31 protein-coding genes and 2 tRNA genes are annotated in these 25,998 nt (G+C 63.7%); 12 read left to right on the top strand and 21 right to left on the bottom strand.

Translation table 11 applies throughout. The annotated features are described in order from the left end of the window. The first annotated feature begins 253 nt into the window (after window positions 1-253). Window positions 254-574: a hypothetical protein gene (locus AC0L3U_RS22710; RefSeq protein ID WP_473363276.1), complete on the top strand. Its 321-nt coding sequence runs from the start codon at window positions 254-256 to the stop codon at window positions 572-574. A gap of 58 nt (window positions 575-632) precedes the next feature. On the opposite strand, the gene AC0L3U_RS22705 is transcribed toward AC0L3U_RS22710, so the two are convergent. The 4 genes from AC0L3U_RS22705 to AC0L3U_RS22690 all read right to left on the bottom strand — a co-directional run bounded on the left by AC0L3U_RS22705 (window position 633) and on the right by AC0L3U_RS22690 (window position 3,689). Beyond that, entirely contained in the window at window positions 633-1,907 is a 1,275-nt protein-coding gene (locus tag AC0L3U_RS22705) for a flavin monoamine oxidase family protein (protein ID WP_473363275.1), read from the bottom strand. A gap of 10 nt (window positions 1,908-1,917) precedes the next feature. Continuing rightward, window positions 1,918-2,628, bottom strand: coding sequence for a RibD family protein (locus AC0L3U_RS22700; RefSeq protein ID WP_473363274.1), 711 nt, complete (start codon window positions 2,626-2,628; stop codon window positions 1,918-1,920). A 19-nt stretch (window positions 2,629-2,647) separates the two neighbouring features. Beyond that, window positions 2,648-3,322 carry an FABP family protein gene (locus AC0L3U_RS22695; RefSeq protein WP_473363273.1) on the bottom strand — a complete coding sequence of 225 codons (675 nt, stop codon included), beginning with the start codon at window positions 3,320-3,322 and terminating at the stop codon, window positions 2,648-2,650. A 160-nt stretch (window positions 3,323-3,482) separates the two neighbouring features. Continuing rightward, on the bottom strand, window positions 3,483-3,689 hold the full coding sequence (locus AC0L3U_RS22690) for a hypothetical protein (protein ID WP_473363272.1): 207 nt from the start codon (window positions 3,687-3,689) through the stop codon (window positions 3,483-3,485). Between the two features lie 377 nt (window positions 3,690-4,066). Here AC0L3U_RS22690 and AC0L3U_RS22685 point away from each other — a divergent pair, with 377 nt between their 5' ends. The 6 genes from AC0L3U_RS22685 to AC0L3U_RS22660 all read left to right on the top strand — a co-directional run bounded on the left by AC0L3U_RS22685 (window position 4,067) and on the right by AC0L3U_RS22660 (window position 8,547). Further along, window positions 4,067-4,921 carry a hypothetical protein gene (locus AC0L3U_RS22685; RefSeq protein WP_473363271.1) on the top strand — a complete coding sequence of 285 codons (855 nt, stop codon included), beginning with the start codon at window positions 4,067-4,069 and terminating at the stop codon, window positions 4,919-4,921. A gap of 59 nt (window positions 4,922-4,980) precedes the next feature. Continuing rightward, complete coding sequence (locus AC0L3U_RS22680; protein ID WP_473363270.1) at window positions 4,981-6,123, top strand: helix-turn-helix transcriptional regulator; 1,143 nt, start codon at window positions 4,981-4,983, stop codon at window positions 6,121-6,123. A 247-nt stretch (window positions 6,124-6,370) separates the two neighbouring features. Continuing rightward, window positions 6,371-6,916, top strand: coding sequence for a sigma-70 family RNA polymerase sigma factor (locus AC0L3U_RS22675; RefSeq protein ID WP_473363342.1), 546 nt, complete (start codon window positions 6,371-6,373; stop codon window positions 6,914-6,916). Beyond that, complete coding sequence (locus AC0L3U_RS22670; RefSeq protein ID WP_473363269.1) at window positions 6,913-7,560, top strand: ChrR family anti-sigma-E factor; 648 nt, start codon at window positions 6,913-6,915, stop codon at window positions 7,558-7,560. The genes AC0L3U_RS22675 and AC0L3U_RS22670 overlap by 4 nt, the downstream gene beginning before the upstream one ends. A gap of 79 nt (window positions 7,561-7,639) precedes the next feature. After that, a complete protein-coding gene (locus AC0L3U_RS22665; protein WP_473363268.1) occupies window positions 7,640-8,224 on the top strand; it encodes an RNA polymerase sigma factor in 585 nt (194 codons plus the stop codon). A 20-nt stretch (window positions 8,225-8,244) separates the two neighbouring features. Beyond that, on the top strand, window positions 8,245-8,547 hold the full coding sequence (locus AC0L3U_RS22660; RefSeq protein ID WP_473363267.1) for a hypothetical protein: 303 nt from the start codon (window positions 8,245-8,247) through the stop codon (window positions 8,545-8,547). Between the two features lie 51 nt (window positions 8,548-8,598). Here AC0L3U_RS22660 and AC0L3U_RS22655 read toward each other — a convergent pair whose 3' ends face one another. Together AC0L3U_RS22655 and AC0L3U_RS22650 are read right to left on the bottom strand one after the other, a co-directional pair. Continuing rightward, a complete protein-coding gene (locus AC0L3U_RS22655) occupies window positions 8,599-9,099 on the bottom strand; it encodes a TspO/MBR family protein (RefSeq protein ID WP_473363266.1) in 501 nt (166 codons plus the stop codon). Window positions 9,100-9,101: 2 nt separating this feature from the next. Beyond that, a complete protein-coding gene (locus AC0L3U_RS22650) occupies window positions 9,102-9,503 on the bottom strand; it encodes a DUF2177 family protein (RefSeq protein WP_473363265.1) in 402 nt (133 codons plus the stop codon). Window positions 9,504-9,821: 318 nt separating this feature from the next. On the opposite strand from AC0L3U_RS22650, the gene AC0L3U_RS22645 reads away from it, so the two are divergent. The 3 genes from AC0L3U_RS22645 to AC0L3U_RS22635 are packed head-to-tail and all read left to right on the top strand — an operon-like array spanning window position 9,822 to window position 13,149. Then, the gene (locus tag AC0L3U_RS22645; RefSeq protein WP_473363264.1) at window positions 9,822-11,135 is read left to right on the top strand and encodes an NAD(P)/FAD-dependent oxidoreductase; all 1,314 of its coding nucleotides are present in this window, start codon (window positions 9,822-9,824) and stop codon (window positions 11,133-11,135) included. Window positions 11,136-11,138: 3 nt separating this feature from the next. After that, complete coding sequence (locus AC0L3U_RS22640; RefSeq protein ID WP_456767451.1) at window positions 11,139-11,921, top strand: DUF1365 domain-containing protein; 783 nt, start codon at window positions 11,139-11,141, stop codon at window positions 11,919-11,921. 10 nt (window positions 11,922-11,931) lie between these two features. Then, window positions 11,932-13,149, top strand: a complete 1,218-nt coding sequence (locus AC0L3U_RS22635; RefSeq protein ID WP_473363263.1) for a class I SAM-dependent methyltransferase — start codon at window positions 11,932-11,934, stop codon at window positions 13,147-13,149. A 29-nt stretch (window positions 13,150-13,178) separates the two neighbouring features. Here AC0L3U_RS22635 and AC0L3U_RS22630 read toward each other — a convergent pair whose 3' ends face one another. From AC0L3U_RS22630 to AC0L3U_RS22585, 10 genes are all read right to left on the bottom strand, one after another. Next, window positions 13,179-13,427, bottom strand: a complete 249-nt coding sequence (locus AC0L3U_RS22630) for a hypothetical protein (protein ID WP_473363262.1) — start codon at window positions 13,425-13,427, stop codon at window positions 13,179-13,181. 168 nt (window positions 13,428-13,595) lie between these two features. After that, window positions 13,596-13,671: transfer RNA gene (locus AC0L3U_RS22625), tRNA-Phe, on the bottom strand. A 185-nt stretch (window positions 13,672-13,856) separates the two neighbouring features. Further along, window positions 13,857-14,039, bottom strand: a complete 183-nt coding sequence (gene yacG / locus AC0L3U_RS22620; RefSeq protein ID WP_247406949.1) for a DNA gyrase inhibitor YacG — start codon at window positions 14,037-14,039, stop codon at window positions 13,857-13,859. A gap of 154 nt (window positions 14,040-14,193) precedes the next feature. Beyond that, window positions 14,194-14,823, bottom strand: coding sequence for a Maf-like protein (locus AC0L3U_RS22615; RefSeq protein ID WP_027565713.1), 630 nt, complete (start codon window positions 14,821-14,823; stop codon window positions 14,194-14,196). A gap of 156 nt (window positions 14,824-14,979) precedes the next feature. Beyond that, window positions 14,980-15,447: an arsenate-mycothiol transferase ArsC gene (locus tag AC0L3U_RS22610; protein ID WP_219682453.1), complete on the bottom strand. Its 468-nt coding sequence runs from the start codon at window positions 15,445-15,447 to the stop codon at window positions 14,980-14,982. Between the two features lie 5 nt (window positions 15,448-15,452). Beyond that, window positions 15,453-15,950, bottom strand: coding sequence for a UPF0262 family protein (locus AC0L3U_RS22605; RefSeq protein ID WP_018453111.1), 498 nt, complete (start codon window positions 15,948-15,950; stop codon window positions 15,453-15,455). Next, window positions 15,947-17,242 carry a histidinol dehydrogenase gene (gene hisD, locus AC0L3U_RS22600; RefSeq protein WP_473363261.1) on the bottom strand — a complete coding sequence of 432 codons (1,296 nt, stop codon included), beginning with the start codon at window positions 17,240-17,242 and terminating at the stop codon, window positions 15,947-15,949. Before hisD ends, AC0L3U_RS22605 begins: the two co-directional genes overlap by 4 nt. Before the next feature lie 152 nt (window positions 17,243-17,394). After that, window positions 17,395-17,832 (bottom strand): DUF2948 family protein, encoded by a 438-nt coding sequence (locus AC0L3U_RS22595; protein WP_473363260.1) that lies wholly within the window; start codon window positions 17,830-17,832, stop codon window positions 17,395-17,397. Between the two features lie 81 nt (window positions 17,833-17,913). Beyond that, complete coding sequence (locus AC0L3U_RS22590) at window positions 17,914-18,573, bottom strand: NAD(P)H-binding protein (protein ID WP_473363259.1); 660 nt, start codon at window positions 18,571-18,573, stop codon at window positions 17,914-17,916. A 26-nt stretch (window positions 18,574-18,599) separates the two neighbouring features. After that, window positions 18,600-19,538, bottom strand: a complete 939-nt coding sequence (locus AC0L3U_RS22585; protein ID WP_473363258.1) for an SDR family oxidoreductase — start codon at window positions 19,536-19,538, stop codon at window positions 18,600-18,602. 83 nt (window positions 19,539-19,621) lie between these two features. On the opposite strand from AC0L3U_RS22585, the gene AC0L3U_RS22580 reads away from it, so the two are divergent. Next, the gene (locus AC0L3U_RS22580) at window positions 19,622-20,275 is read left to right on the top strand and encodes a TetR/AcrR family transcriptional regulator (protein WP_473363257.1); all 654 of its coding nucleotides are present in this window, start codon (window positions 19,622-19,624) and stop codon (window positions 20,273-20,275) included. 6 nt (window positions 20,276-20,281) lie between these two features. Here the strand turns inward: AC0L3U_RS22580 and AC0L3U_RS22575 are convergent, their stop codons facing one another. The 5 genes from AC0L3U_RS22575 to AC0L3U_RS22555 form a co-directional block, all read right to left on the bottom strand. Next, on the bottom strand, window positions 20,282-21,106 hold the full coding sequence (locus tag AC0L3U_RS22575) for an alpha/beta fold hydrolase (protein WP_473363256.1): 825 nt from the start codon (window positions 21,104-21,106) through the stop codon (window positions 20,282-20,284). A 19-nt stretch (window positions 21,107-21,125) separates the two neighbouring features. After that, window positions 21,126-21,635, bottom strand: a complete 510-nt coding sequence (locus tag AC0L3U_RS22570; RefSeq protein ID WP_473363255.1) for a hypothetical protein — start codon at window positions 21,633-21,635, stop codon at window positions 21,126-21,128. Window positions 21,636-21,913: 278 nt separating this feature from the next. Next, the gene (locus AC0L3U_RS22565; RefSeq protein ID WP_473256112.1) at window positions 21,914-22,222 is read right to left on the bottom strand and encodes an EthD family reductase; all 309 of its coding nucleotides are present in this window, start codon (window positions 22,220-22,222) and stop codon (window positions 21,914-21,916) included. A gap of 240 nt (window positions 22,223-22,462) precedes the next feature. Then, a complete protein-coding gene (locus tag AC0L3U_RS22560; RefSeq protein ID WP_473363341.1) occupies window positions 22,463-24,169 on the bottom strand; it encodes an FAD-dependent oxidoreductase in 1,707 nt (568 codons plus the stop codon). A gap of 41 nt (window positions 24,170-24,210) precedes the next feature. After that, window positions 24,211-24,411, bottom strand: a complete 201-nt coding sequence (locus AC0L3U_RS22555) for a hypothetical protein (protein WP_473363254.1) — start codon at window positions 24,409-24,411, stop codon at window positions 24,211-24,213. 315 nt (window positions 24,412-24,726) lie between these two features. On the opposite strand from AC0L3U_RS22555, the gene AC0L3U_RS22550 reads away from it, so the two are divergent. Continuing rightward, window positions 24,727-24,801, top strand: a tRNA-Thr gene (locus tag AC0L3U_RS22550). Window positions 24,802-25,998: the final 1,197 nt, after the last annotated feature.

The following is a 25,998-nucleotide window of genomic DNA, read 5'->3' as shown; positions in this document are numbered from 1 at the left end:
GCTCGCGCGATGACGCTGTCGAATCTGAACGGCGAATTTGCGCGCATCGTCGCCAGCGATGACGTGATTGCGTCATTCGCGGCAGAGTGATGGCAGGGTTGCGGTCGACGCTGGTGATGCGACAATAAATCTCACGAGACGCGCGTCGCTGCGAATCGGACGCCAATGAAACTGCGTCGTTTCGACGCCTGCACTGGCCGGAACGCGCCGGCTGACCATGTGTTGTCACACGACATTCAACTGGAGTGATGACATGAAGTATCTCTTTGTCGCGATGGCCGTCGGTGCTGCGGCGCTTGCCGGCGGATCCGCGGCGAACGCGGCCGATCATTCAAGCGCAAAACAGAACGCGCCGGCCGCCCAGTCAACCGACATCAGCGCGCAGCACAGGCACCACCATCACGGCTATCGCCATCACTGGCGTCCTCACCACCATCACGGCTATTATCGTCCGCACTACCGGAGCTACGGCTATTATCCGCGGCACCACGGATATTACGGCGGCGGACCGTACGGATATTATGGCGGCGGCGGTCCCAGCGTGACGTTCGGCTTCGGCGGCAGTCGCTGGTAAGACGAGAGGCAGCAACACGAAAGGCCCGCGAAATGCGGGCCTTTTTTTGCTCGTCAGCCTATCCCCGCAAGATCATCCCAACCGTCTGCTGACCGCTCGCCAGCGCCGCTTCGACCGTGCCCATGTCGGCTCCGCGATAGAGCGCCTCGCCGGAGAACAGCACCGGACCGTCGGCGCGCGCGAGGATCGTTTGCGCCTCGCGCGTTCGCGGCGTCGCCCAGGAATAGGCGCCGCGGGCGTAGGGATCGTGCGCCCAGTTTGTCGCAACGGCCGCGATGAGCTCGCGCGCGAGGTCCTCGCGCGACAGGCCGAAGACGGTCGCAAGCGAATCGAGCCCGGCATCGATCAGCGCTTGCGGGTCGAGCTGCGACAGCGCTGCTGTGCGCGGGCCGCCGAACCATCCGGTCAGCACGGGATGCCGGGCCGGATATTGCGTCCACCACACCGGGATGGCTTGGTCGGTCAAAAGGAAGCTCATGTCCGCGAGCTCTTCCTTGCGCTCGCGCCACCACGGCCGCCTGAAGCGCAGCAGGATCTTTATAACGTTACCGAAGCCGATGTCGTCGGCCGCCGCCGCCGCCCTCGCGCGCGCGCGGCTCGGCAGCCCGATCTCGCGCAGCAACGGCAACGGAACAGTAAGGATCACGCGATTGCAATTATGCACCCCGCCGCCGACACAGCGAATGGCGAGCGCGCCGCCCTCCTCCTCGATCGCCGACACCACGCAGCCGAAGCGAAAAATCACGCCAAGCTTGCGGCACTCGGCCGTCAGGAACTCGATCATCGCACCATAGCCGCCCTGGATGCGGGCCTGCGGGGAGTGCCCGCCAGCCATCCATTCCTCGCGCAGCGCCAGCGTGGAGGCACGCTCGGGATCGGCCGCATCATAGCCCTCGACCATTCGCTCGATCGCATGGCGCAGCCGCGCGTGCTCATCGCCGGCAAAATGCCGGCGCAGGAAATCGGCGACGGTGAGGTCGTCGTTCAATTCCCGAACCACGGCGTGCAGCTCAGCCTCATGCGGATCGTGGCGATCCTCGCGCACGACGTCAGCGCCGTCAAAGCCCCACCGCTCGCCTTCGATCTCTTGAAGGGATAACCCGGCCTCCCGCAGCAACGCGCGCGTGACCGGCGCCTCGCCGTGGACGAATTCGGCGCCGCCATCGGCGGGGTAGCCGAACTCCGAAGCGGGCAGCGGATGGATGCGGCCGCCGCAGCGCTCGCGCGCCTCCAGGATCGTCACTGTCCTGCCCGCGCGCGCCAGCTCGCGCGCCGCCATCAGGCCGGCGGCGCCGGCACCGACGATGACGATATGCTCTGACGTTGGCGACATCTCGATGCTGCTACTTGCCCACGGCCTGCGGATCGTTCTGGATCAGATAGCGCAGCAGCAGGACACTGCCGCCGAGATCCCGCGTGCTCTCCAGCGTCATCGCGCTCAGCGGCGCACGCCGGTCCCCGTCGGCGTCCGTGGAATCGAACACGAAGGGCGCGCCCTTGGCGCCGTCGATCGCGGGACTGAGGATCAGGTTGAACTCGTCGATCAGGCCGGCACGCAGGAACGCGCCGTTGGCGACGCCGCCACCCTCCACCAGCAGGCGCTTCACGCCGAGCTCGCGGTTGAGAATGTCCAGCGTCAGTGCGAGGTCGATCTCGGACTTGCCGGCAAAGATATAGGACACGCCCTCGCCACGGAGCCCGGCGAGATGCGCATCGGAGACGCTCTCGGTCAGCACGACGACGATCGGATCGCCGCCGATATCGGAGCGGCCCCAGCCGATCTTGCCCTTCGCATCGAGCACGACGCCATAAGTTTTCGCGTCGCGCCGCGCGAACCAGTTTTCGCGCGGAAATTTCGCGTCCGTCGTCGGCGGATAGGGCTCGCCCTTGGCGAACTCCGAGCCGGTGACGCGGCCGATCACCCAGGCATCGCCGCCGAGCTCGTCGTGGATCTTCTCGAACCAGTCCGTTCCTGCCCCCTTCGGGCGCCAGCGGCTCGGATGGGTGCGGCCGTCCAGACTCGAATGCATCAGGCAAATAACGTAAGGCTTCATGCGTATCTCCGGGCCGCGCTCAGGCGGCCGGCTCATTGCCCTTCTCATTCCCCGTGGCGCGACCGTTCAAGATCGCCGCGAGGGGATTGAGCTTTGGCGGCGCGACGAGTTTGAGCGTGTTGGTGTCGCGATGGTTGAACGGCGCGCCGCGCACGAACAACTCGGTCTGGATCAGATAGGTCCAACTGCCGTCGTCGTTGAAGGTGATGTCGCAGCGGTAAGCGTCGGTGCGGAACGCTTGTTCCAGAAAATCAGTCGAACAGATCCCGTAAGCGGTATCCCCACGCTTGGCGGTGACGGAGATCGCTTTGTCGTCCGGCCCGGCCTTGCCCGACGCCAGCAGCACCTGCCCGCGGGGGAGCGCCAGCGTCTGCATGATCAACCCGGTCGCGGGCTCCCACAACCAGTAGCCGACCTGGTCGTGGAAGGTGATGTCTTCCTCGGGCGTGTTGATGTGGATGTGATAGCGCAGCCCATAGAGCAGCTGCGGCCCGTTGGCTTGCGGATCGATCGGGTCCATCCGGATGCGCTCGATGAAGGTCCGCCGCTCCGGCCCCTCTGCCTTCGGATTGATGTCGATACCTTTGTCGGCCTGCCAGCTGCCGGCGAGACGGCGGAGCGGGCCGAGATTGGCAAGGCCGTCGGGGGAGACGTCCTCGGGCTCGGTGAAGATATCGGCGGGAAGGGGGAGCATGGGTGTCCTCGCGTCGTTGCGAGGCAGCCATAGCATGAGAGCGCGGGCGTGGCTCGTTCTCATGCCTCACAATCGCGAATGGACGTCCGCGCCACGCGCAGACGATCCATGAGGCGAAACGGAGCCGAGCCTCCTCAGTTCGGCTCCGTCGCCATAATGCTTAGTGGCGGTGGTCGCGGACCTCGGGGTGAGTCCGGTGGTCCCGGACGATGGGTTGATCGCGATGGTCGCGCACGACGGGCGGGTCGCGATGGTCGCGGACGATGGTCGTCGCGCTCGAAGGTGTCACCACGTTCGCCAATGCGGTCGCTGCGAGAGCCACGAGGATGTAGTTGCGCATGAGTTTTGCCTTTGCTTGGTGGATCACTGCGAGCCACCTGACAGCAAGCTAGATTGATCAGCTGGAATGATATGTGTCGTCAATCACCCGGCGATGATCGATGCGCTGGTCGGCCGAGCCATAGTCCTGTCGGTTTGCAATCGACGTCGCGTCTGCCGCAGTTTTAATCAGACGCCCGAGCGTCGGACTTACGCGGTCAAAACGCTGACGTTCCGGAATTCGTGAAAATCATGGCAACTGCCCAAGAGAGCGTCATAAGCATTTGTGTTCGGTGTTCCCGTTGCGCCACGGAATCCGGGTGATAAGATCACCGGCTCAGGATTATGAAATAGACCATAGGCGATGAAGCCACTCCTAAACTAGCGTTCACGTGACGTCCGTTATTTTCAGATGAGTGGTTTGGAATGCAGCAGGCTTCGGTCGAGAAGTTCTCGGACCTCATCGGCGCGGTCTACGATTGCGTGATCGCGCCGGAACGCTGGACGGGCGTTCTAAACGAGATTCGCGCGGAGCTCGGCTTCGCGACGGCCGTGCTCTCGGCATATAGCCTCACGAACATGAGGATCGGAGTCAATGCCGCCTCCGGGACCGACCCTGTCCAGACGATGGCCCAGACCAGCATCGAGTATGCGCCTGATATCCTCGAACTCTGGGGCGGCGTTGAGCGCATCCGGCAATATCCGCTTGGAGAACCGATCATTCGATCCCAGGCGGTCCCAGAGGAAATAGTCCTCGGCAATCGCTATCACCTGGAATGGGCTCTCCCCAAGGGCTTGTTCGACGCCGTCGGCGTCGCCCTCGTTCGCGAGAAAACAATGATCGGCAATGCGACATTCAGTCAGCATCAGTCGGACGGGGCCATTGACGATGCGCAGGTTAGCGGATTGCGCGTTCTCGCACCTCACATCCGCCGCGCCGTGATCATCAGCAATCTGTTCGACATGAAGACCGTGGAAGCCGCGACAGTGGAGACCCTGACGGTCGGAGTCGTTCTGGCGGACGGCGATTCGAAGATCGTTCACACCAATGCCGCAGCCACAGCCATGCTCGCGGCAAGCGATCCACTTCTGGCTCGGCATGGCCGGATCGCCGTTCAATCGGCGACCACCACCAGCACGTTGCAATCGGCCATCGCGCAAGCAGCGAAGGTGTCCGTCAGCACCGTGAAAAGTCACCTCTTGCATGTCTTCGAAAAGACAGGTTGCCGGCGCCAGGTCGATCTGGTCCGGCTGGCAAGGTCGCTGACGTTTCCGGTGTAGGGAAGCTCGGGGTGATGGCACGCTCTGTCGTCCAGTGATTATGAAGTGAGTGGTTTGGAATGCAGCAGGCTTCGGTCGAGAAGTTCTCGGACCTCATCGGCAATATCTATGATTGTGTGATCGCACCTGAACGATGGACCGCAGTTCTGGATGAGATTTGCGCCGAATTCGGCTTTGCCACCGGCGCGCTCTCGGTCGCCAGCCTCACCAACATGAAGGCTGTCGTCAACGCGGTGTCCGGGTCCGACCTGGCCCAGATGGCCCAGAATGGGGTCGGATACGGCGCCGACATCATCGAGCTCTGGGGCGGCGCCGAGCGCATTCGGCAATACCCGCTCGGCGAGCCGATCGTTCAATCCCAGGCGGTCCGGCCGGACATCATTTCCAGCAACCGCTATTATCGCGAATGGGCCATGCCCAAGGGCTTGTTCGACGCCGTTGCCGTCGGCCTCGTTCGCGACAGGACGATGGTTGGAAATGCGATATTCAGCCAGCATGAGTCGGCGGGCCGCATTGACGATGCGCAGGTCGACGGATTGCGCCTTCTGGCGCCTCACATCCGCCGCGCCGTGACGATCAGCAATCTGTTCGACATGAAGGCGGTGGAAGCCACCACATTCGCGGCGACGGTGGAGGCCCTGACGGTGGGCGTCGTCCTGGCCGACGAGGATTCGAAAATCGTTCACGCCAACGCCGCAGCCGCGGCGATGCTCGCGGCCGGCGATCCGATCGTGGCAAGGCATGGCAGGATCGCGGTTCAATCCGCGGCGACCACGGCCGCATTGCAATCAGCCGTCGCGCAGGCGGCAAAGGACGAAGCGACGCTCGGGCAAAAAGGCATCGGCATCCCGATCCCGCGCCAAGGCGGTGACCCTCTCGTCATCCACGTTCTGCCGTTGCGACGCAGCCACACCCGATCCGGTCTGATCCAGAGCGCCGCTGCCGCCGTGTTCGTGACGTCAGCCGCCGGGCCGCCGCGATTGCCTCACGATGCGCTCAACCAGCTCTATGACCTGACGCCGGCCGAGATTCGCATCTTCGAGCTCATCTGCGAGGGACACACACGAGACGCGATCTCGGCCTTGCTCGGCGTTTCCGTCAGCACCGTGAAGAGCCACCTCATTCACGTCTTCGAAAAGACGGGCTGCAGGCGCCAGGTCGATCTGGTCAGGCTCGCGAAATCGCTGACGTTCCCGGTGTGAGGCCCGGGGCGAGACGGCGCACGGTCAGCCGGGCCTCTGCGTGGACGGGCCGGAACCTGTCGAAATGATCATCCCGCGGTGATCCAGCGCCTGTCCTCGTTCGTTCCCAGACCCACAGGTCGCTTGTCGAGGCGCTATGATCGCTGCTATCCGAGCTTTAGATGCGCCCATCCGGGCGAAGGCTGGTTTTCCCCGGAGGATTGAAGCGCGGCTGTCGACGGGCACGAGCAAAGGGCCGGACACAAAGGTGGATTGGGCTGATCTGATCGGACGCGTCGCCTCGGCAGGAGACCGGGAGGCCTTCAAGCGCCTGTTCGAGCATTTCGCGCCGCGCATCAAGGGACTGATGCTGAAGGCCGGGTGCAGTTCGGACGAGGCGGAGGAGATTGCTCAAAATACCCTGATCGCCGTCTGGCGAAAGGCAGGCCAGTTCGATCCTGGGACGGCCGGGGCCGCGGCATGGATATTCACCATCTCGCGCAATTTGCGCATCGATTTGTTCCGCAGCAGAGCGCGGGCAGACCGCCTGCGGGGCACCTCTGAGCTTCCCGAGACGCCGGATCCCGCCGAGCCCGCGGACGCCGTCATGTCCCGCGTGCAGGACGCCGCGCGGATCAATTCGGCCGTCAGGCAGCTCTCGATGGAGCAATCCATGGTGGTGAGGTTGTCGTTCATCGAGGAGAGGCCGCACCCGGAAATCGCGAGCCTGCTCGGCATTCCGCTCGGAACGGTGAAGTCGCGGATCAGGCTGGCGATGAACCGCCTGAGAGACATATTGGACGAAGAAGCATGACGATCAGCCATCATCCACCGGAAGATCTTCTGGCCGACTTTGCGGCCGGCAGGTTGGAAGAAGCCCATCAATTGGTGGTGGGGGTGCATGTTGCAGGTTGCGCTCGGTGCGGCCGGTTCGTGCAGGCCATCGAGCAACTTGGCGGTTTGGCGCTTGAAGACATTGAACCAGTGCCGGTCGCATCGGATGCGTTCGAGCAGGTGATGTCGCGCATTCACGATGCTCCCACAGAACGAGCGGCGCGGACTGCCGAGGTCGCTCGCGGCAGCGAGCAGGATGTTCCGGCGGCGCTGCGAAACTACCGCATCGGCAAGCGCAGGCGCATCGCTCCGGGTCTGAGCATGCGGCCGATCGAGCTGTCCGGATCGGGGACGGCGCGGGCTTTTCTGCTTCGCTCCGCGCCGGGGACGCGCATGCTCGAGCACACACACACCGGCACCGAGCTGACCCTCGTGCTCGAGGGCAGCTTCAGCCATGAGGGCGGCCGGTTCGGTCCGGGTGATTTCGACTATGGCGACGACGAGGTCGACCATCGACCTGTGGTGGGCGACGAGGGCCCATGTGTTTGCCTTGTCGCAATGACGGGCGACCTGCGCATGAACAGCCTGCTCGGCAGGCTGATCGGGCCATTCGTGCGGCTTTGATCCACTCGCCTCCATCTTCCGCCGGGTGATCCGAACGCGAGCCCGGAGCGTTTCGAAGGAGACGCAAGGGAGACAGGTCATGGCCGGTTTAAGCCTGACACGACAGGCGCAGAGCGAGACATTGCCCGAACTGCTGGCATGCGTTTCGGCGGGCGATACACGGGCCTTCGCAGCGCTGCATGTGCTGACGCGGAGCAGGCTGCGCAGGACTGCGCTCGCCGTCGGAACTCCGCCCCACGACATCGAGGACATTCTTCAGGAAGCCTATCTGAAGATCTGGCGCAACGCGGGTCGGTTCGACGGCGATCGTGCTTCGGCGATGACCTGGATGTCCGCGATCGCCCGGAATACCGCCATCGACCATTTGCGGGTCAGAAGACTGCCGACCTACGAGTTAGACGAGGCGCTGCTGGTTCCAACAAGTGCTGATCAGCCGGCGAGCGACGATTTCGACTACGCCCGCGCCGAACCGATCGCACGCAGCGTGCTGGCTCGTTTGCCGGAAGACCGCCGCAGGCTGGTGGCGCTGGCCTATCTCGAGGGTGAGAGCCGCGCGAGCTTGTCGCGGCGCTTCGGTGTGCCGGTCGGCACCATCAAGACCTGGTTGCACCGAACCCTTCTGACGGTGCGCAAGGACTGCCTTGCTGCATCGGCTGCAGCCTGAAGCAGGCAAGGAACCCGCGCGTGGCCGCAGAGATCATCGAATTCCCCAACCGTGGACACCAGGATCCGCTTGTGTCCTCCGTTGCGAGACTCGAGCAGATGGTAAGGGAGGTCGACGGTCTGGCGGCCAACCAGCCCGCGGAAGGTCTCGATCATTTGCTCGCTGTCACGGAGCGCTTCGGTAATCGACTGCTCGATCTCGCGCACCTCGTCCTTGACGACGATGCCAAGCGGAGGGTCCAGATCGCATTCACGTCGCTCTCCGACAAGATCGCGGCGACCAGAGACGCGTTTGACGCGTGCGACGGAGCGACGGACCCCTAATTCGGCGCCACGCCGACCCGATGCCATGAAGTCAGCTCTGCGCGGCCGATCCTAATTGAGGCGGAGCAGCGAGATGTTCAGCAAGGTCGCAAAACCCACCCAGCCGGCATAGGGAATGAAAAGGGCCGATGCCAGCCGATCGTTCGCCCATTGACGCCAGACAAAGGCGAGAATCGCAGCGAGCAGCGCAACGATGACGCCGAGCGCCACGTCCATGCGATGAAGCGAAAAGAAGATGGGAGACCATGCAAAATTCAGGATCATCTGCAGGCCCCATAATCTCATCGTCGTTCCGCGCGGCTCCGCCTCGAAGGTGCGGAATCCCGCCACGGCGATCATCAGGAACAGGGCCGTCCAGACCGGTGCGAACACCGCATGCGGCGGATTGAAAGATGGCTTGTTGAGTGCCGCGTACCACGCTTCCGGACGGTTCAGGACCCCGATCAAAATCCCCGCAGCAGGAACCAGAAACAGGAAAGCGGCGCATCGGTACCATCGGCCGCGCTTCCGGTCGCCATCGTGCCGCAGCGACCCGTTGTGCGTCCCATCCATGATCAATGTGCCATCCGTTGAGCCACGAGAAATCCAGTCCAGGCGCTGACGCCGGCGAGGAAGGATCCCCAGCCCACGTCCGCAACAGTGAGCGCCGTCGACCAATTCCTCAGCGTTGCCTGGTTGGTCAGATCGTAGGTCGCATAAGTGAAGCAGCCCAGCATCACGCCGGACGTGAAGGCACGCAGCGCGCCACCATCCTGCTGAGCCGGCAGCACCGCGAACCAGATCAGGCCGAGGGGATAGGCCAGATAAAACGCTGCGGCGGCGGCGAGGTTGGGCTCCGAGCGCAACATGTCGCCCAGCACCGGCCGGTAAAGTCTCTCAATCATGGTCTTGAGCCAGATCATATCGAGCGCAACGAAGGTCGCAGCCACCGACAGATATGTAAAAAACAGGCTCATGTCCGGTCTCCCCTCCGGTGTCGCAACCGGTTTAACAAAGGCATCGGCTGTAAACGACGTGAGCCCCTCGCTGGATCACGCTACGCGCTCGTTCCGCCTGCCGCGCAACCCTGTCAGGCTTTTGAACCAGATCGTGCGACGCCGGAGTTCCGATCATTCCGGCGCCTTCTTGGCGGCGAACGGGTGATCCACGCCGTCCGTTCGAACGTTTCCTCAGTGCGCGTGTGGCCGGTCAGCTATCTGAGCCGGGCGGCGGACGACATTGGCCCGAAACCGGATGTTCCGGCCGTCGCTGGTGGTATTGGGGGGCGACGCAGCATGCGTTTGGCGGTGATCGGGACGGGAATTGCCGGCAATGCCGCCGCATGGCTCCTGTCAGAACGTCATGCCGTGACCGTCTACGAGCGCGAATTGCGACCGGGTGGACACAGTCATACAGTGCGTGTCGACTACGATGGCGAAGAGATCGACGTCGACATCGGCTTCATCGTGTTCAACGAGCCGAACTACCCGGAATTGACGTCTCTGTTCGCGCACCTGGGTGTAAAGACCGAGGAGACATGCATGAGCTTCGCGATGTCGGCCGACCATGGCCGATTCGAGTGGCGGGGCGGCGGCGAGACCTTCCTGCAGGTCGCCTCTGGCCTGTTTGCCCAGCCGCGCAATCTCTTCTCCCCGTCCTATTTTCGCATGCTGGCCGAGGTCCGACGCTTCAACAAGGAAAGCGTCTCCGACTTGCGGGCCGGCCGGCTCGAGAACCTCACACTCGGCGAATATCTGCGCAAGGGAGCGTTCAGCCCGCGCCTGTTCAGCGATTATCTGGGACCGATGGGGGCCGCCATCTGGTCGTCGCCCTCAGCCGATATCCTCGCCTTTCCCGCGGAAAACTTCATCGCCTTTTTCGACAATCACCGGCTGTTGCATCTGGATCGGCCGCTCTGGCGCACCGTCCAGGGCGGCAGCCGGCGCTATGTCGAGAAGCTCACGGCCAGGTTCAGGGCCAGCATCCGGCTCGGCTGCGCGGTGACGTCGATCCATCGGACCGAGCACGGTGTGACGATCGGCGACAGCCACGGCCATCAGGACTCCTACGACGCTGTCGTGATGGCCTGTCACAGCGATCAGGCCCTGGCGATGCTGTCGGATGCCGACCCACGCGAGAGATCCATTCTCGGCGCGATCCGTTACGCTCCAAACACGGCCTATCTGCACCGCGACCTCAACCTCATGCCGAAACGCCGAAACGCATGGGCATCCTGGAATTTCTTGCGCTGGCGACGCGAAACGCCGGCCCAGAACGACGTCGCCGTGACCTACTGGATGAACCGGCTGCAGGGCATCGACGAAAGCAAGCCGCTATTCGTCAGTCTCAATCCCCCTTACGAGCCGGCGCCTCATCTCACGTTCGGCAAGTTCACATTCGCGCATCCACAATATGACGCAAGCGCGTTTGCCGCGCAGAGGAACCTCCCCGAAATCCAGGGACGCCGCCGTACCTGGTTTTGCGGCGCGTGGACCGGCTACGGATTCCATGAGGACGGCTTGCGCTCCGGCATCGCCGTCGCCGAGGCACTTGGCAGTGCGGTGCCGTGGCGACGGTCCGGCGCGTTGCTGGCGCAGGCTGCTGAGTAGAACATGTTGCAACCGGGCGCTCCAGAACGAACAGCGACCTCGTCTGCAGCCGCGCTCTACCTGGGCCGGGTGATGCACGCACGCATGCGGCCCGTGCACCACAGGTTCGCTTACCGGGTCATGAGCCTGCTGATCGACCTCGACCGGCTTGATGAAGCGGACCGCCAGTCTCGCCTATTCGGCGTCAATCGCGCGTCAGTCTTCAGCTTTCACGAATCCGATCACGGCAAGCGTGACGGCGCATCCTTGAGCAACCATGTGCGAGGCCTGGCCGAACAACGCGATATCGATCTGTCGGGCGGGCGCATCCTCCTTTTGTGCTATCCGCGGCTCTTCGGCTACGTGTTCAATCCGCTTTCGATCTACTTCTGCTATGGCAGCAGCGGCAATCTTGCGCTGCTGATCTACGAGGTCCGCAACACTTTTGGCGAAATCCATTCCTACATCCTTCCGGTGGAGGACGCTGCTGCCGGCGGTGCCATACGCCAATGCCAGGCGAAGGAGTTCTACGTCTCGCCATTCATGGAGATGCACACGAAGTATCGCTTCAGCATTGCCCCACCCGACCAGCAAGTGAAGGTCAGAATCGTGCAGACCGATGAGCATGGTGCGATATTTACGGCCGCGTTCTCCGGGCAACGTCGCTCGCTGACCAGCCGCTCGCTGTTGGCGATGCTCGTCACCCTGCCACTTCTCACCTTCAAGGTCGTCGCGGCCATTCATTGGGAAGCGATCCGGCTTTGGGTGAAAAATGTTCCTTACGTCCCCCGTCCGAACCAACGCTGAATGTGAAGCCATGGACCTCGCAGCCACTCACCAGACTGCTCGTTTCGATGACGTTCCCTTGCTCGCGCGGCTCGCGCTTCGGCTTGCCTCGCGGCTTAAGCTCGGCACCGTGGATGTTCGTCTTCCCGACGGCAGAACGGTGGTGTTGCGGGGAACGCATCCGGGGCCGTCGGCGACCATCGAGCTCAACAGCTACGCCTTCGCACGAAGCCTGGTGCTGGGCGGCGATATCGGCATGGCCGAGGCTTACGTTCGAGGCGATTGGAGCACACCGGATCTCTCCCAGCTGCTTTACGTGTTCTGTCTCAACCAGGACCTGGTCGACAGCGCCTTCGCCGGCAATGCACTGGTCCGGCTTTGCCGGCGCGCGCTGCATCGGTTGCGCCGAAACACGCGACTGGGATCGCGGCTGAATATCCACGCCCATTATGATCTCGGCAACGAATTCTTTGCGGCCTGGCTCGATCCGAGCATGACCTACTCGTCGGCATTGTTCTCGCCCGATGCGACCGACCTGCTCGCCGCTCAACGGCACAAGTACGAACAGCTGGCGAAGGCGATCGAGCTGCGGCCCGGCCATACCCTGCTCGAGATCGGCTGCGGCTGGGGCGGCTTCGCCGAATATGCCGCCAAGACTTGCGGCGCCAAGGTCTTGGCGCTCACCATCAGCAAGGAGCAGCACGCATTCGCCAGCCGGCGAATCCACGAAGCCGGGCTCGGCGAAAAAGTCGAAGTCCGGCTCCAGGACTATCGCGATCAGGACGGGCAGTTCGACCGTATCGCCTCGATCGAGATGATCGAGGCCGTCGGCGAGCCGTTCTGGCCGACATACTTCAATCAACTGCATCAACGGCTCAAGCCGGGCGGTCTTGCCGGAATCCAGGCCATCACCGTCCGCGACGAGCTCTTTGACAGCTACCGACGGCGCGTGGACTTCATCCAGAGATACATTTTTCCGGGCGGGATGCTGCCTTCGCCGAATGTCCTGCGCTCGCTCGGCGAACGCGTGCAGATGCCTCTGATCCGGGAGCGGGTCTTTGGACAGGACTACGCCAAGACGCTCGCGGTGTGGCGAACGAGCTTCGGCCATGCCTGGACGGACCTGACCTCACTGGGGTTCGACGAGCCGTTCCGACGGCTGTGGGAATATTATTTGTGCTACTGCGAGGCAGGTTTCAGGGCCGAAAAGATCGACGTCCGGCAACTGGTATTCGCGCGCCGAAGCTGACGTTGCTGATGTCCAGTGCGAACGAACCCTCAGGCAGCCTCCGACGTTGATCGCGCACGCTGCTCGAGCACGCCGATCGTCGAGACCAGATTGTCGCGTCGCGCGCGAAGATTAAGCGCAAGAAGCGGATATGTCGGCTGAAGGGCGTCAAACACCCCTGCTCTCGCCTCTTCCTCGAGAATGTCGGTGTTGATGAGCCGAACGCGCCACCACAAATCGGCGACCAACGCATCGAGCCGGAGTTCGCCGGCAGCACCAGAACGGGACATTTCTTGCATCACTTGCCTCAACCTGAAACGGCCTGTCTTCCAAGGCCAGACTTTGGTCCTGGCTGAGCAAGCAGAGTGCCAGCAATGGGCGGGCGCGATCTGGTTCCGGAACGGTTTGCTGCGCGAGCCGGTTGGTCAAGGCTGGCGCTAGGGAAGTGTTGCCCGTGGAGAGCGGAATGGTGCCCAGGGGCGGAATCGAACCACCGACACTGCGATTTTCAGTCGCATGCTCTACCAACTGAGCTACCTGGGCGTGCTCCAAAGAGGGGCCAAAGCCCATCGAGCGGGCGGTTTATAGTGGGCTGAAGGCTGCCTGTCCACCCGGCTTCGCCAAGTGGCTTCGCCGGGCGCGGCCCGACTGTGCACAAGGCGGGACGTGGCTTGGAAGAAACGGCGCGCGGCGGTGCATCGAGAATTTAAATGGTTGATAGAACAGGGCTATTCTTCGCCATCTGCCTCGTCATCCCGGCCGGGAATGACATAGGAGCCTTTCAGCCAACGGTTCAGATCGACGTCGCGGCAGCGCGAGGAGCAGAACGGGCGGGTGGCCTCGGACTGCGGCTTGCCGCAGATCGGGCAGGTTTTGAGGGAGCTTGCGGGCTTTTTCACCGGGTCGTCCATGAGGTGCTCAGCTGACACATGCGAGCCAGTCCAAGAGCCTGTCGCCAAAGGGGTTCCTCCGGCGAAGGCGCAGGCGTCCCGGCCAGGTCCCGCGGGGCAATTCTACTGTGCATGGGGTTGTTTTCGCGATTTTTTGCAGGAGCGGCTTGTCGGCTCAGATGGCGGTGGCGTTGAGCCAGCCGAAGCGGATCGGGAAACCTTCGCCGCCAAGCAGCGTGGTGGTCTCGTAGAGCGGCAGGCCGACCACGTTGGTGTAGGACCCCACCATCTTGACCACGAACGACCCGGCGATGCCCTGCACGGCGTAGCCGCCGGCTTTGCCGCGCCATTCGCCGGAGCCGATATAGGCCTGGATGTCGTCCTCCGAGAGGCGCTTGAAGCGGACGCGGGTCTCGACCAGGCGCTGGCGGAAGGCCTCGCGCGGCGTCACCAGGGTGATCGCGGTGTAGACGCGGTGGTTACGGCCCGACAGCAGCCGCAGGCATTGCGCGGCCTCGTCGACGAGGTTGGCCTTGGGCAGGATGCGGCGGCCGACCGCCACCACCGTGTCGGCGGAGAGGATGAAGGCGCCGCGCAGCTCGTCGTCGAGCTGCACCGATTTGAGCGCCGCATCGGCCTTGGCCCGCGCCAGCCGGTTGGCGCAGGCGCGCGGCAGCTCGCCCCGCTTCGGCGTCTCGTCGACGTCGGCGGGCCGAAGCGCGTCCGGCTCGATGCCGGCCTGGTTGAGCAGCGACAGGCGCCGCGGCGAACCGGAGGCGAGAACGAATTTGGGGCGGCCGAGCATCAGGTGATTGGGGGAATGAAGCAGGGGGTGAATTGCGCGCGGAACCTATCGGACGGGGGCTGATTTCACAACCCGGGAACCCGGACTTTACTGATTCGATGGGTACGGGATGCGTGTGCCCGCAGTCTGTGACGCGGGTGTTACGGGCGCCGGATGCTAGCCGTTTGCCGCGCCCACCTTCGAAAATCGCCGGCGGATGCGCAGCAGGAGCTGGTCGCAGACGTCACGGTAAGCAGCTAACTTCTGGTCGCGGCTGCCTTCCATGGTGGTCGGATCAAGCGTCGGCCAATACTCGACGTCGGCGGCGAGCGTGCGGGTCAGCTCCAGCGCCTTGTGATGCGCCTCCGGCGAGAGCGTGATGATCAGGTCGAAATTGAGCCCCTCCCAGTCCTCCAGCTCCTCGAAGGTCTGCGGCTTGTGGGTAGAGATATCCTGGCCGAGCTCGGCCATCACGGACACCGCGAACGGATCGAGCTCGCCGCGCCTGGCGCCGGCCGACTTCACATAAAGGCCCTGCGGAAACATGTGCCGCAGCAAGCTCTCGGCCATCGGCGAGCGCACGCTGTTCATGGCGCATGCGAACAGCACCGATTGCGGATCGCGTGCGCGTGGCGGACCCGCCATCGCGCTTAACCCTTCCAGTGCAGGACGGTAATGAGCGTGAACAGGCGGCGCGAGGTCTCGAAATCGACCCGCACCTTGCCCTTCAAGCGCTCCTGCAGCGTACGCGATCCCTCGTCATGAATGCCGCGGCGGCCCATGTCGATGGCCTCGATCTTGTCCGGCGTCGCCGTGCGGATCGCCTGATAGTAGCTGTCGCAGATCATGAAATAATCCTTCACGATCCGCCGGAACGGCGTCAGCGACAACAGATGCGCGACCACGGGCGTGCCGTCCTCGCGGCGGATGTCGAACATCAGCCGGCTGCCGGTGATGCCGATATGCAGCGTGAACGGGCCCTTCCCGTCGGCGCCCTCCGGCGCGAACAGGTTCTGCTCGATCAAATCGTAGATCGCGATCGCGCGCTCATGCTCGATGTCGGGCCCGGAACGGCCGATCGAGTCCTCGTCGAGCGTCACGCCGACGATGCGATTGGTCGAGTCGTCCTGTTCGGGCGGCTGGGTCATGACAAATTGAGGCGCAATCCAATCGAGCGCGAATGGGCATCTAGCCCCTCCGCCTTGCCGAGAATCATCGCGGCCGGACCCAGCGCTCGCAGCTGATCCGGGCCGCATTTCAGGATCGAGGTGCGCTTGAGGAAATCGTGCACCGAAAGACCCGACGAGAATCGTGCCGAGCGCGCCGTCGGCAGCACGTGGTTGGAGCCGCCGACATAGTCGCCGATCGCCTCCGGTGTATGCGGCCCGAGGAACACGGCGCCAGCGTTGCGGATCCTTGCGGCGAGCGCGTCGGGATCTTGCGTCATGATCTCGAGATGCTCGGCGGCAATCGCATCCGCGAGCGGGATGGCGTCGTTGAGGTTCTTCACCATGATGATGGCGCCGAAATCGGCCCACGAGGCGCTGGCGATCGCGGCGCGCGGCAGCGTCTTCAACTGTGCCTCGACGGCCTTTTCGACATCGGCGGCAAGGCGCGCCGAATCGGTAATCAGGATCGACTGCGCGCTGGCATCGTGCTCGGCCTGCGCCAGCAGATCGGCGGCAATCCAGTCGGCATTGCCGGTGTCATCGGCGATGACAAGCACCTCCGAGGGACCGGCGATCATGTCGATGCCGACTTTGCCGAACACCAGCCGCTTTGCCGCGGCGACATACGCGTTGCCGGGTCCAACGATCTTGGCGACAGGCGCGATCGTCGCGGTACCATGTGCGAGCGCGGCAATCGCCTGCGCGCCGCCGACGCGATAGATCTCGGTGACGCCGCCAAGCTTTGCTGCCGCCAGCACCAGCGGATTGAGCTTGCCGTCGGGCGAGGGCACCACCATGACGAGACGGGTCACGCCGGCGACCTTTGCCGGCACCGCATTCATCAGCACCGAGGACGGATAGGCCGCGGTGCCGCCGGGCACATAGAGGCCGGCGGATTCGATCGCGGTGTAGCGCCAGCCGAGCTCGACGCCGAGCGAATCAGTGAAGCGCTCGTCCTTCGGCAGTTGGCGGCTGTGATAGCTCTCGATGCGATCGCGCGCGAACTTGAGCGCATCCAGCGTCGCTGCATCGCAGGCTTTCACCGCGCTCTCGATTTCGGCTGCGGTGACGCGCAGGCCGGATGCATCCAGTGTCAGCCGGTCGAACTTTGCCGTGGCCTCGAGCAGGGCGGCATCGCCCCGTTTCGCCACGTCGTCGACGATGGCACGCGCGGCCGCCTCGACGTCGGCCGAGGCCTCTCGCTTGGCGGCGAGGAAGGCCCCGAATCGCTGGTCAAAATCGGCGCTGCTGCGGTCGAGACGAACGGGCATTTTGCGATGATCTTTTGGCTGGGCTTTAGGGGCAGATTGGCTCACCCGCCCCCTGCTCAATGGCGCGACGGCCCCCCGCCGTCAACCCTTGAGAGGTGTCGTCCCGGCTTCGCCGGGACGACACTGAATATGTGGCATGTAGTATCCATCCCTCACCCCTCCCCTTCAGCCTCCAACCCCGTCCCCAGCTGATCCGCCCCCAGATCCGTCAGCTCGCATTCAAGGCATTCGACGTCGAGACGGATGGCGCCGCCTTGGGCAAACAGCAGCAGCGCGCTCCCGCCGGGGGCATCCTGGCCGTGGAATTCGATGCCGACGAGGTCCAGGACAGTGTCCAGCGCGTCGAGGTCGATGTTGCGCGACTTGCAGGCGAGCACGCGGTCGAAACGGAGGGCGGACACCAGCCTGCGCGGCTCGGCCTCGCCGTCCAGCGTCTGCTCCCAGTCCAACCGGCTCATGCCGACGACCAGCCGCTTTTCGCTTTGCCGCCAGATGATGTCGGAGGGCTGCACGCGAGCGTCCTGGACGTGGGCCGAGATCACGGAGAGGTCGTCGGCGTCGAGTGCGATCAGTTTGAGCTGGGGAGACATCGACGGCGCTTTCTCCTTCGGGCGGACGGGGCTCAACGCGCGCAGGCGGCGAAATTTCCCTAGAACTAACGCCCCACTGGACTAGAGGCTATTGATATCCTCCATCTCCAGCACCTTTTGCGGATAGCCCTCCCGCGCGACCCGGATCATGGCGCGGCCGATCTGCTCGGTCGAGGTGACGAGCCGCGGCGAGAGCCGGCGCAGCACCGACCACAGTGGCCAAGTTGCGGCATATACGGCCTGCACCCACGCGGTCTTGGAGCGGGCACCGTGGAGCGGTTGGATCGCACCGGGCCGGAACATGTAGGCCGCCTTGAACGGCAGCTTGAGCAGATCGTTCTCGGTCTTGCCCTTGACCCGCGCCCACATCCGCGAACCCTGCTCGGTGGAATCAGTGCCGGCGCCCGTGACATAGACGAATGTCATCTGCGGATTGAGCCGGGCCAGCACGGTCGCCGCTGCGAGCGTGAGGTCATAGGTGAGATGACGGTAGCGGTCCTCGCGCATGCCGATCGAGGAGACGCCGAGGCAGAAGAAGCAGGCGTCGAAGCCGGTGAGCTGCGCTTCGATCGCCGAGTAGTCCGTGAAATCGTCGTGCGTGATCTCCGTGAGCTTGGCGTTGCGGACGCCGGTCGGGCTGCGGCCGACCACGAGCACGCGATCGATGCCGGCATCGACCAGGCACTCGCGCAAGACGCCCTGCCCGACCATGCCGGTCGCGCCGAAAACGATGATCTGCATCGGGACCTCCCCGACAGGCCCGCGGCTCATGCGGCGGCCGCGATCTCGTCGAAGGATACACCGGTCAAAGTCGCCGAGACATCCCACAGCATGGCTGCCGAGGCGAAATCCTTTGCTTGCGGCATGATCTTCGCCGGCCGCGGTGGCCCTTTCAATTCGAAGAACCAGTTGGGACCATAGTAGCCGCCCGGCTCCGCTGCCGGCGAGGTCGCCGCCAACAAGGTCGGCAGCGCGCCTTCCGCGGCAGACTGGCTAATGAAGGGCTGCAGCCACCGGCTCACACGCCACTGGAACGTGTTCGCACCCGGCCCGTTCGAAATCAGATCAGTCCGCGCATAGCCGGGATGTGCGGCAAGGCTGGTCAGACCCCAGCCTGCGGCGAGGCTGCGGCGCTGCAACTCCAGCGAAAACATCAGCATTGCCAGCTTGGACTGGCAATAGGCTCGCCACGGACGATAGGAATGCCTAGCCTGCAGATCGTCGAAATTGATCGAACCCGAGCGGTGCGCAAGGCTCGAGAGGTTGACGACCCGGGCCGCCTTCGCCCGGCGAAGCTGCGGCAACAGCTGCGCCGTCAGGGCGTAATGACCGAGATAGTTGGTGCCGAGCTGCATCTCGAAACCATCCGCCGTCTGCTGCCGCTTCGGCAGCGCCATCACGCCGGCATTGTTGACGAGCAGGTCGAGCTGCTCGTTGCCGGCCGCGAAGCGCCTGGCGAAATCGGCGACGGAGGTTAGACTGGCGAGGTCGAGATGCTCGTAGGCGATCAGCGCATTGGGAAAGCGGTCGCAAATGCCCTCGATCGCGCGCAGGCCCTTTGCGTCGTTGCGCCCCGTGAGTATGACAATGGCACCGGCGCCCGCCAGCGCCATCGCCGTCTCGTAACCGAGGCCGCCGGTCGCTCCGGTCACGACGGCAGTCTTGCCGCTGAGGGAGGGGATGTCTGCCGTGGTCCAGTCGGTCATGCCATAGCTCCGTCAGGGCTGGGAAAGGGCCCGCGACGGGTCTAAATGTGCACTGGGTGCAACTTTGCAAGTGGTGAAATGATTTGAAGTTTTCGAAGGTCGCCGGGAAATCAGTCAACAGGCGCACCAAGCCATTGCCGGCAGGAGCAAAATCCGCCGATGGCACCGGCCTGCGCCAGCGTAAATTGCAAGAGACCCGCGAGCGGTTGACCCGCGCCGCGATGGCGCTATTCCTGGAGCGCGGCTTCGAGGCCACGACCATCGACGATATTGCGGCCGCGGCGGACGTGTCGCGACGCAGCTTCTTCCATTATTTCGCCTCGAAGGAGGACGTGGTCGCGGCCTGGCAGGAAGGCGCCGCCGCCGCGCTGATCGCGGAGGTCGTGGCGCGGCCGGCGGGCGAAACCATGCTGACCGCGGCGGAGAACGCGATCGCGGCGGCGCTCAAACGGATCGATCCGGCCGAGGCTGCGGCCATGTCGCGGCTCAAGCGCGACAATCCCGCGCTTCGGGCCCGCGACCAGCTCAAATACGAGAAGCTCGAGCGCGCGCTGGCCGAAGGGCTCGCCCAGCGCGCCAGAACCAAATCGGACCAGCTGAAGGCACGCCTCGTCGCCATGATCGCCACCGGCGCGATGCGCGTCGGCGGCGAGAGCTGGATCGGCGGAGAGGCGCGGGAAAAGCCGGAAGCTTTCGTCAAGCGCACGTTCGACGCGATCAGGGCGATACTGGAGTGAAGCCACTCACTCCCTAAAGAACGCCAGCAGGTCCGCGTTGATGGTCTCGGCGTGCGTCGTCGGCATGCCATGCGGGAAACCCTTGTAGGTCTTCAGCGTGCCGTTCTTCAAAAGCTTGGCCGACAGCGGCGCGGAATCGGCGTAAGGCACGATCTGGTCGTCGTCGCCGTGCATCACCAGCACCGGCACATTGATCTTCTTTAGATCCTCGGTGAAGTCGGTTTGCGAGAACGCGACGATGCCGTCGTAATGGGCCTTTGCGCCGCCCATCATGCCCTGGCGCCACCAGTTCTGGATCACCGCTTCCGAGGGCTTTGCGCCGGGACGATTGTAGCCATAGAAGGGGCCGGCCGCGATGTCGCGGTAGAAGCTGGCGCGGCCGGCAGCGAGCTGCACCTGGAAATCGTCGAACAAGCTCTTCGGCAGGCCGCCGGGATTGGCGTCCGTCTGCAGCATCAACGGCGGCACCGCGGACAGGATCGCGGCCTTCGCCACCCGGCTCTCGCCATGGCGCGCGATGTAATGCACCACTTCGCCGCCGCCGGTGGAGTGGCCGACATGGATCGCTTTCTTCAGGTCGAGATGCGCCGTCACGGCCGCGAGATCATCGGCATAATGATCCATGTCGTGGCCGTCGGCGACCTGTGACGAACGGCCATGGCCGCGACGATCATGCGCGATGACGCGATAGCCGCGGGTGACGAAGAACATCATCTGCGCATCCCAGTCGTCGGCCGACAGCGGCCAGCCATGGCTGAACACGATTGGCTGGCCCGAGCCCCAGTCCTTGTAGAAGATCTCGACGCCATCCTTGGTGGTGATGGTAGGCATTGTCAGGCTCCTTGAATGATCAGGCGAACGCCATCGGCCGGAAGCGGCGCCAGGCGCCGATGGTGAGCACCACGAAGAACACCAGCACGAGGCCCTGCACCACGGCGAACACGGGACCTCCCGGTGGATTCGGCGGAACGGCGGGTGCGATCGCGGCGAGCGCCGGCACCTTCAGGAACGACTGGATCACCAGCACGAAGACGTTGAAATACAGCGAGATCATCGCGGTCACGATGTAGACCGGTCGCCAGACGCCCGCGAGCTTCATGCCGTAGAGCGCGAGGCAGGCGATCGCGAGCAGGACCAGCGAGATGATGCCGATGATATGCGACGGCAGCAGCTCCTTGAACGGAAACAGGAAGCCGGTGGCGCTAGTGAGGATCGTGAACAACAGGAAAATTGCGGTGAGGCCCGGCATCGGCTTCGAGCCGAGCAGGCCAAACATCACGACGAGGCCGGCGGCGATGCCGATCAGGCTAATGATGACATGGACCAACGTGAAGGCGGGCAAGCTCAACCCAAGAACCATGACATCTCTCCTATTCTCCGCATTGAGTTCAGGATTGATATTACGGTCCTCATCGGATTGCCACCTGCGCGGTGTCACACATGCGTGCGCAGCCATGCGTCATCGTGCGAATCGAAAACGCATGGCTGAATGTTTTGCACCGCTGTCGCAAACGACGGCAGTTTGTGGTGCGTAGCGCGGATGGAGCGATAGCGTAATCCGGGATTTTCGCATGCAAATGCAGCGGCCCCGGATTGCGCTTCGCTCCATCCGGGCTACGAGCCGACGAAAGTCGCGGCTCACACTTCCTTGGTGTCGAAGATCAACAGGTCGGCGCCGCCACTGGCGAATTTCGGCACGTCGCCGGCGGCCGCCTTGCCTGCTTCGCTGCCGAAGGCCGACTGGATGGCGGCGACGTTGTCGAAGGTGAGAATGGCAACGAGGTGAATTCCGGAAGGTCCGGCGGGGGAGCCGACCGTGCCCGTGCTGACCGCGTACTTCTTCAAGCCGGGAAGTTTCTTGGCGAGCGGAATGTGGGTCTCGGCATAATGCTTGTCGAAAGCGGCAGCATCCTTGGGCGTCTTGTAGAGCACGACGAGTTCGGCCATTTAGTCCTCCCGTTAAGCGTTTTCTTTGTCGATCCTCATGGTGAGGAGGCGCGTGAGCGCCCCTGCGGACGATGCTTGCGCATCGCCGCGCGAACCATGCAGGCCTGGCTTTGGCAGCTGGGCCTTCATCCTTCGAGACGCGGCCTTCGGCCGCTCCTCAGGATGAGGGGAGATAGTCCCGCATCACACCGCAAGATGGCAAGCCTCAATCGACTTGCCATTTACTTGCCTTGTCCTTGACTAAAGCGCCGGTTTTGCGGCGTCGCCAAGGAAGCCATGCAGGGAGGCCACGACCTGCGCGCCTTCGCCGATGGCGCCGCCGACGCGCTTGACCGAGCCGGAGCGGACATCGCCGACGGCGTAGACGCCGGGCACCGACGTCTCCAGCGGCGCGACCAGCCGGCCCTCGTTCTGCTCCGACTGCGCGCCTGTCACGACGAAGCCGCCGCGATCGAGCGTCACGCCGCAGCCGTCGAGCCAGTTGGTGGCGGGATCGGCGCCGACGAACAGGAAGAGATTGCGGATGTCGGCAAAATCCTCGTCGGCCGACAGCCGACTCTTCCAGCGGATGCGCCGCAGCAGCGAGGCCTCGTCGCCTTCGAGCGCCGTGATCTCGGTGTTGAACATCAGTTCGATGTTCGGCGTGGCTTCGATGCGTTCGATGAGATAGCGCGACATGCTGGCGCCAAGGCCACCGCCGCGGATGATCATCAGCACTTTTTTGGCGTGTCCCGACAGGAACACGGCGGCCTGTCCCGCGGAGTTGCCGGCACCGACCAGCGCGACCTCCTCGCCGGCGCACAGCTTCGCCTCGACCGGCGAGGCCCAATACCAGACGCCGCGGCCCTCGAACGTGTCTAGGTTCTCGATCTCGGGCCGGCGATAGCGCGCGCCGCTTGCGACCACCACCGCGCGCGAATGCAGGGGGTCGCAGCCGTCGAGCGCCACCGAAAACGCGCCATCCTTGCGCGTGCAGTCGAGCGACTTCACCGTCACCGGGATCATGATCTCCGCACCGAATTTTTGCGCCTGGTTGAAGGCGCGCGCGGTCAGGGCCTGGCCGGAAATGCCGGTCGGAAAGCCGAGGTAGTTTTCGATGCGCGCGCTGGCGCCGGCCTGGCCGCCGAAGGCGCGGGTGTCGAGCACGGCGACCGAGAGGCCTTCTGACGCGGCATACACGGCGGTGGCGAGCCCGGCCGGCCCGGAGCCGACGATCGCGACGTCGTAGATGCGGTCGTTGCGCGGGCCGCCGATCATGCCGATCGCGCGCGCAAGCTCGGTTTCGCCGGGGTTGCGCAGCACCGCACCATCGGGAGTGACGACCAGCGGCCAGTCGTCCGGCTTCGGCGAATAACGCGCGATGACGTCGGCGGCGTCGCGATCGCGCGCGGGATCGAGCAGGTGATGTGGCTGGCCGTTGCGGGTGAGGAAGCCCTGCAACCGCACCACGCCTGCCGAATGCGACGGACCGATCAGCACCACGCCGCCGACGCCGCCCTGGAGCAGATTGACCCGGCGCAGGATCAGCGCGCGCATGATGCGCTCGCCGAGCTCGGCCTCGGCGACCAGCAGCGCGCGCAGCCGCTCCGGCGGCAACAGCAGCGTCTCGACATCGCCTTCGGCGCGGCCGTCCACCAGTGCCGGCCGGCCGGAGAGCTGGCTGAGTTCGGCCAGGAATTGTCCAGGCCCCTGGTCGATCAACGGCGTGACATGGCCAAGGCCGTCGCGCTGGGTGATGGCGACGTGGCCCTTCAGCACGACGAACATGCCCGGCCCGGGCTTGCCGGTCTCGAACAGGAATTCCCCATCGACATAGTTGCGGACCTCGCCGAAATGCCTCATCCGCTCGATCTCGGCTGATGTCAGCGTCGGAAAGGTCTGCTCAGGGCGGGTGAACCGCGACATCTGCGCGTCACTCTCGGGTCGTTGCTGCTCGTCCTGCCCCATTGCCACGTCCATGCACTCCAAAAAATTCCAGCCGTCGGATTCTAGCCGCCGGTCTTGTCGGCGGTCCCCTCATCTAGGGAACCATCTTCATTCTGCGAGGGGTCGCCACTTACGGCGCGTTCGCGCGCCTGCATCTTTCGCCGCTTCAGGTTTTCGCGCAGCGCCGATTTCAGCCGGTCGTCGCGGGACGTCCTCGCCTGTCGGGAGTCCTGCTTCGCGCTCTTGTCGTTCTCGTCTGCCATCGGGGTCCATTACAGCGATCGTCGATAACATGCCCGAGGAATAAGGCAGCTCAAGAGGCCCGCGCGATCCGATCGTGCGAAAATCGAAATGGATCGAATCCGGCGTATCGGGCAACTGGCCAGTTGGGTGGGGATATCGGAACCGAATCCGCGGAAAGTCGGCCGTTTCGAGCCAAAACAGGCATTTTGGCCCAGATATCGACCCGATTTTATCGCTTTGGCGGAGCCTGCAAGCTTGCACAGGAGGGGGGCTTGTGGCAGATATCGGCCCGCTTGGTAGGCCCCTCGTGGCGGCCGATTCTTACCCCAGCACATGCTGCCGTAGCTCAGTGGTAGAGCACTCCATTGGTAATGGAGAGGTCGACAGTTCAATCCTGTCTGGCAGCACCATTCCCTGGCTCAAATTGCACATGAAGCAGCCTTCTCGCGGCATGAGGTGCCCGAGTTTTGCTTCTACCTTGACCCTCCTCCGTGAAGAGGGCGCAGGGAAGACCGGGTGCCGGCTGGCACCCGCGGTCCGCTGCGCGAAAGTGTAGCGCAAAGAGACCGCACAGCAGCATACAGGTGACGCCGAACACTCGGCCTTCCCTGCGCAGTGGGTTGACGGCTTATGCCGCGCTCTCCCCGGCGACGAGTTCCTTTTTGTCACCGTCACCTTGCGAATTGACGATGGCCGAAGACCCGGTTGGGCCCCGATCCATCTCCGCAAGGCTTGACCGTAGCAACGACGGCCAGGACCACACGATTTTGCCGTACGCAGCGATCCGGCTTCGCCCAGAGGCTTCGCCGGACACAGGCGCCGTTCGTCCGCACGCAGAAGGACCTCACGAGGTTCATCTCGCCCTGGTCCCGCCTTCGCATGCCCGACGCAGCCGCGTCCACCGCACCCCGATCCACGTTCGTTACGACGGACGATCGCCCCTCTCCCTGGACCGGGATGGCGGATTGATACTGCGATTCCGAATTTCGGTAAAGTGGAATATTTTTGTGGTGGGGGATTGACGGGATTTTGCGAGAGGCGGGTGTGTTGCCCGACGGGTTAGATTGGCGCACATCGTGATCCTAAGCCCGCATATCGCCCCACCTCTGGAAGGGGACACAAACCGACATCGAGCAGACTTCCGCTATGGGCCAAAAGCAGAAGTTCACCCGCCGTCAAGGGTCCGTTTACCAGCACCCCGATGCCGTTCGGTGGACCAATTAATGACGGTCGCAACTGGCTATCAACATTGGTAGTCTTGGCGAATGGCCGGTTCGATAATACTCAAGGTCTTCCGAGTTGTGAGCCTGCTCTGCTTATGCATCGTAGGGATTGCGGTCGTTGTAGTCCCCTTGGAGCTCGTCGCTTATCCTGTTCTAAAATCCGTAGGTTGCGGCTGGTCCGAGGGACAGCAAGGCTTTGCTTGTGCAAGTGGCTGGCTCGGTGACTTCATTTCGACCGTTCTCAACCTGCCGATAATGTTCTCTAACGCGCGAGAGTTTACGTTCGGTGCCTCAGCGTTGGGGCGTGGGATAACGGTCTATTTGTTCGACGCAATCTTCATTCTCGCGCTGGCCCATCCTCTATTGATACTCTTTGCGCGGAAG

Source organism: Bradyrhizobium sp. Kon69, assembly GCF_055807515.1.
This window is presented reverse-complemented; position numbering and strand designations above follow the sequence as displayed.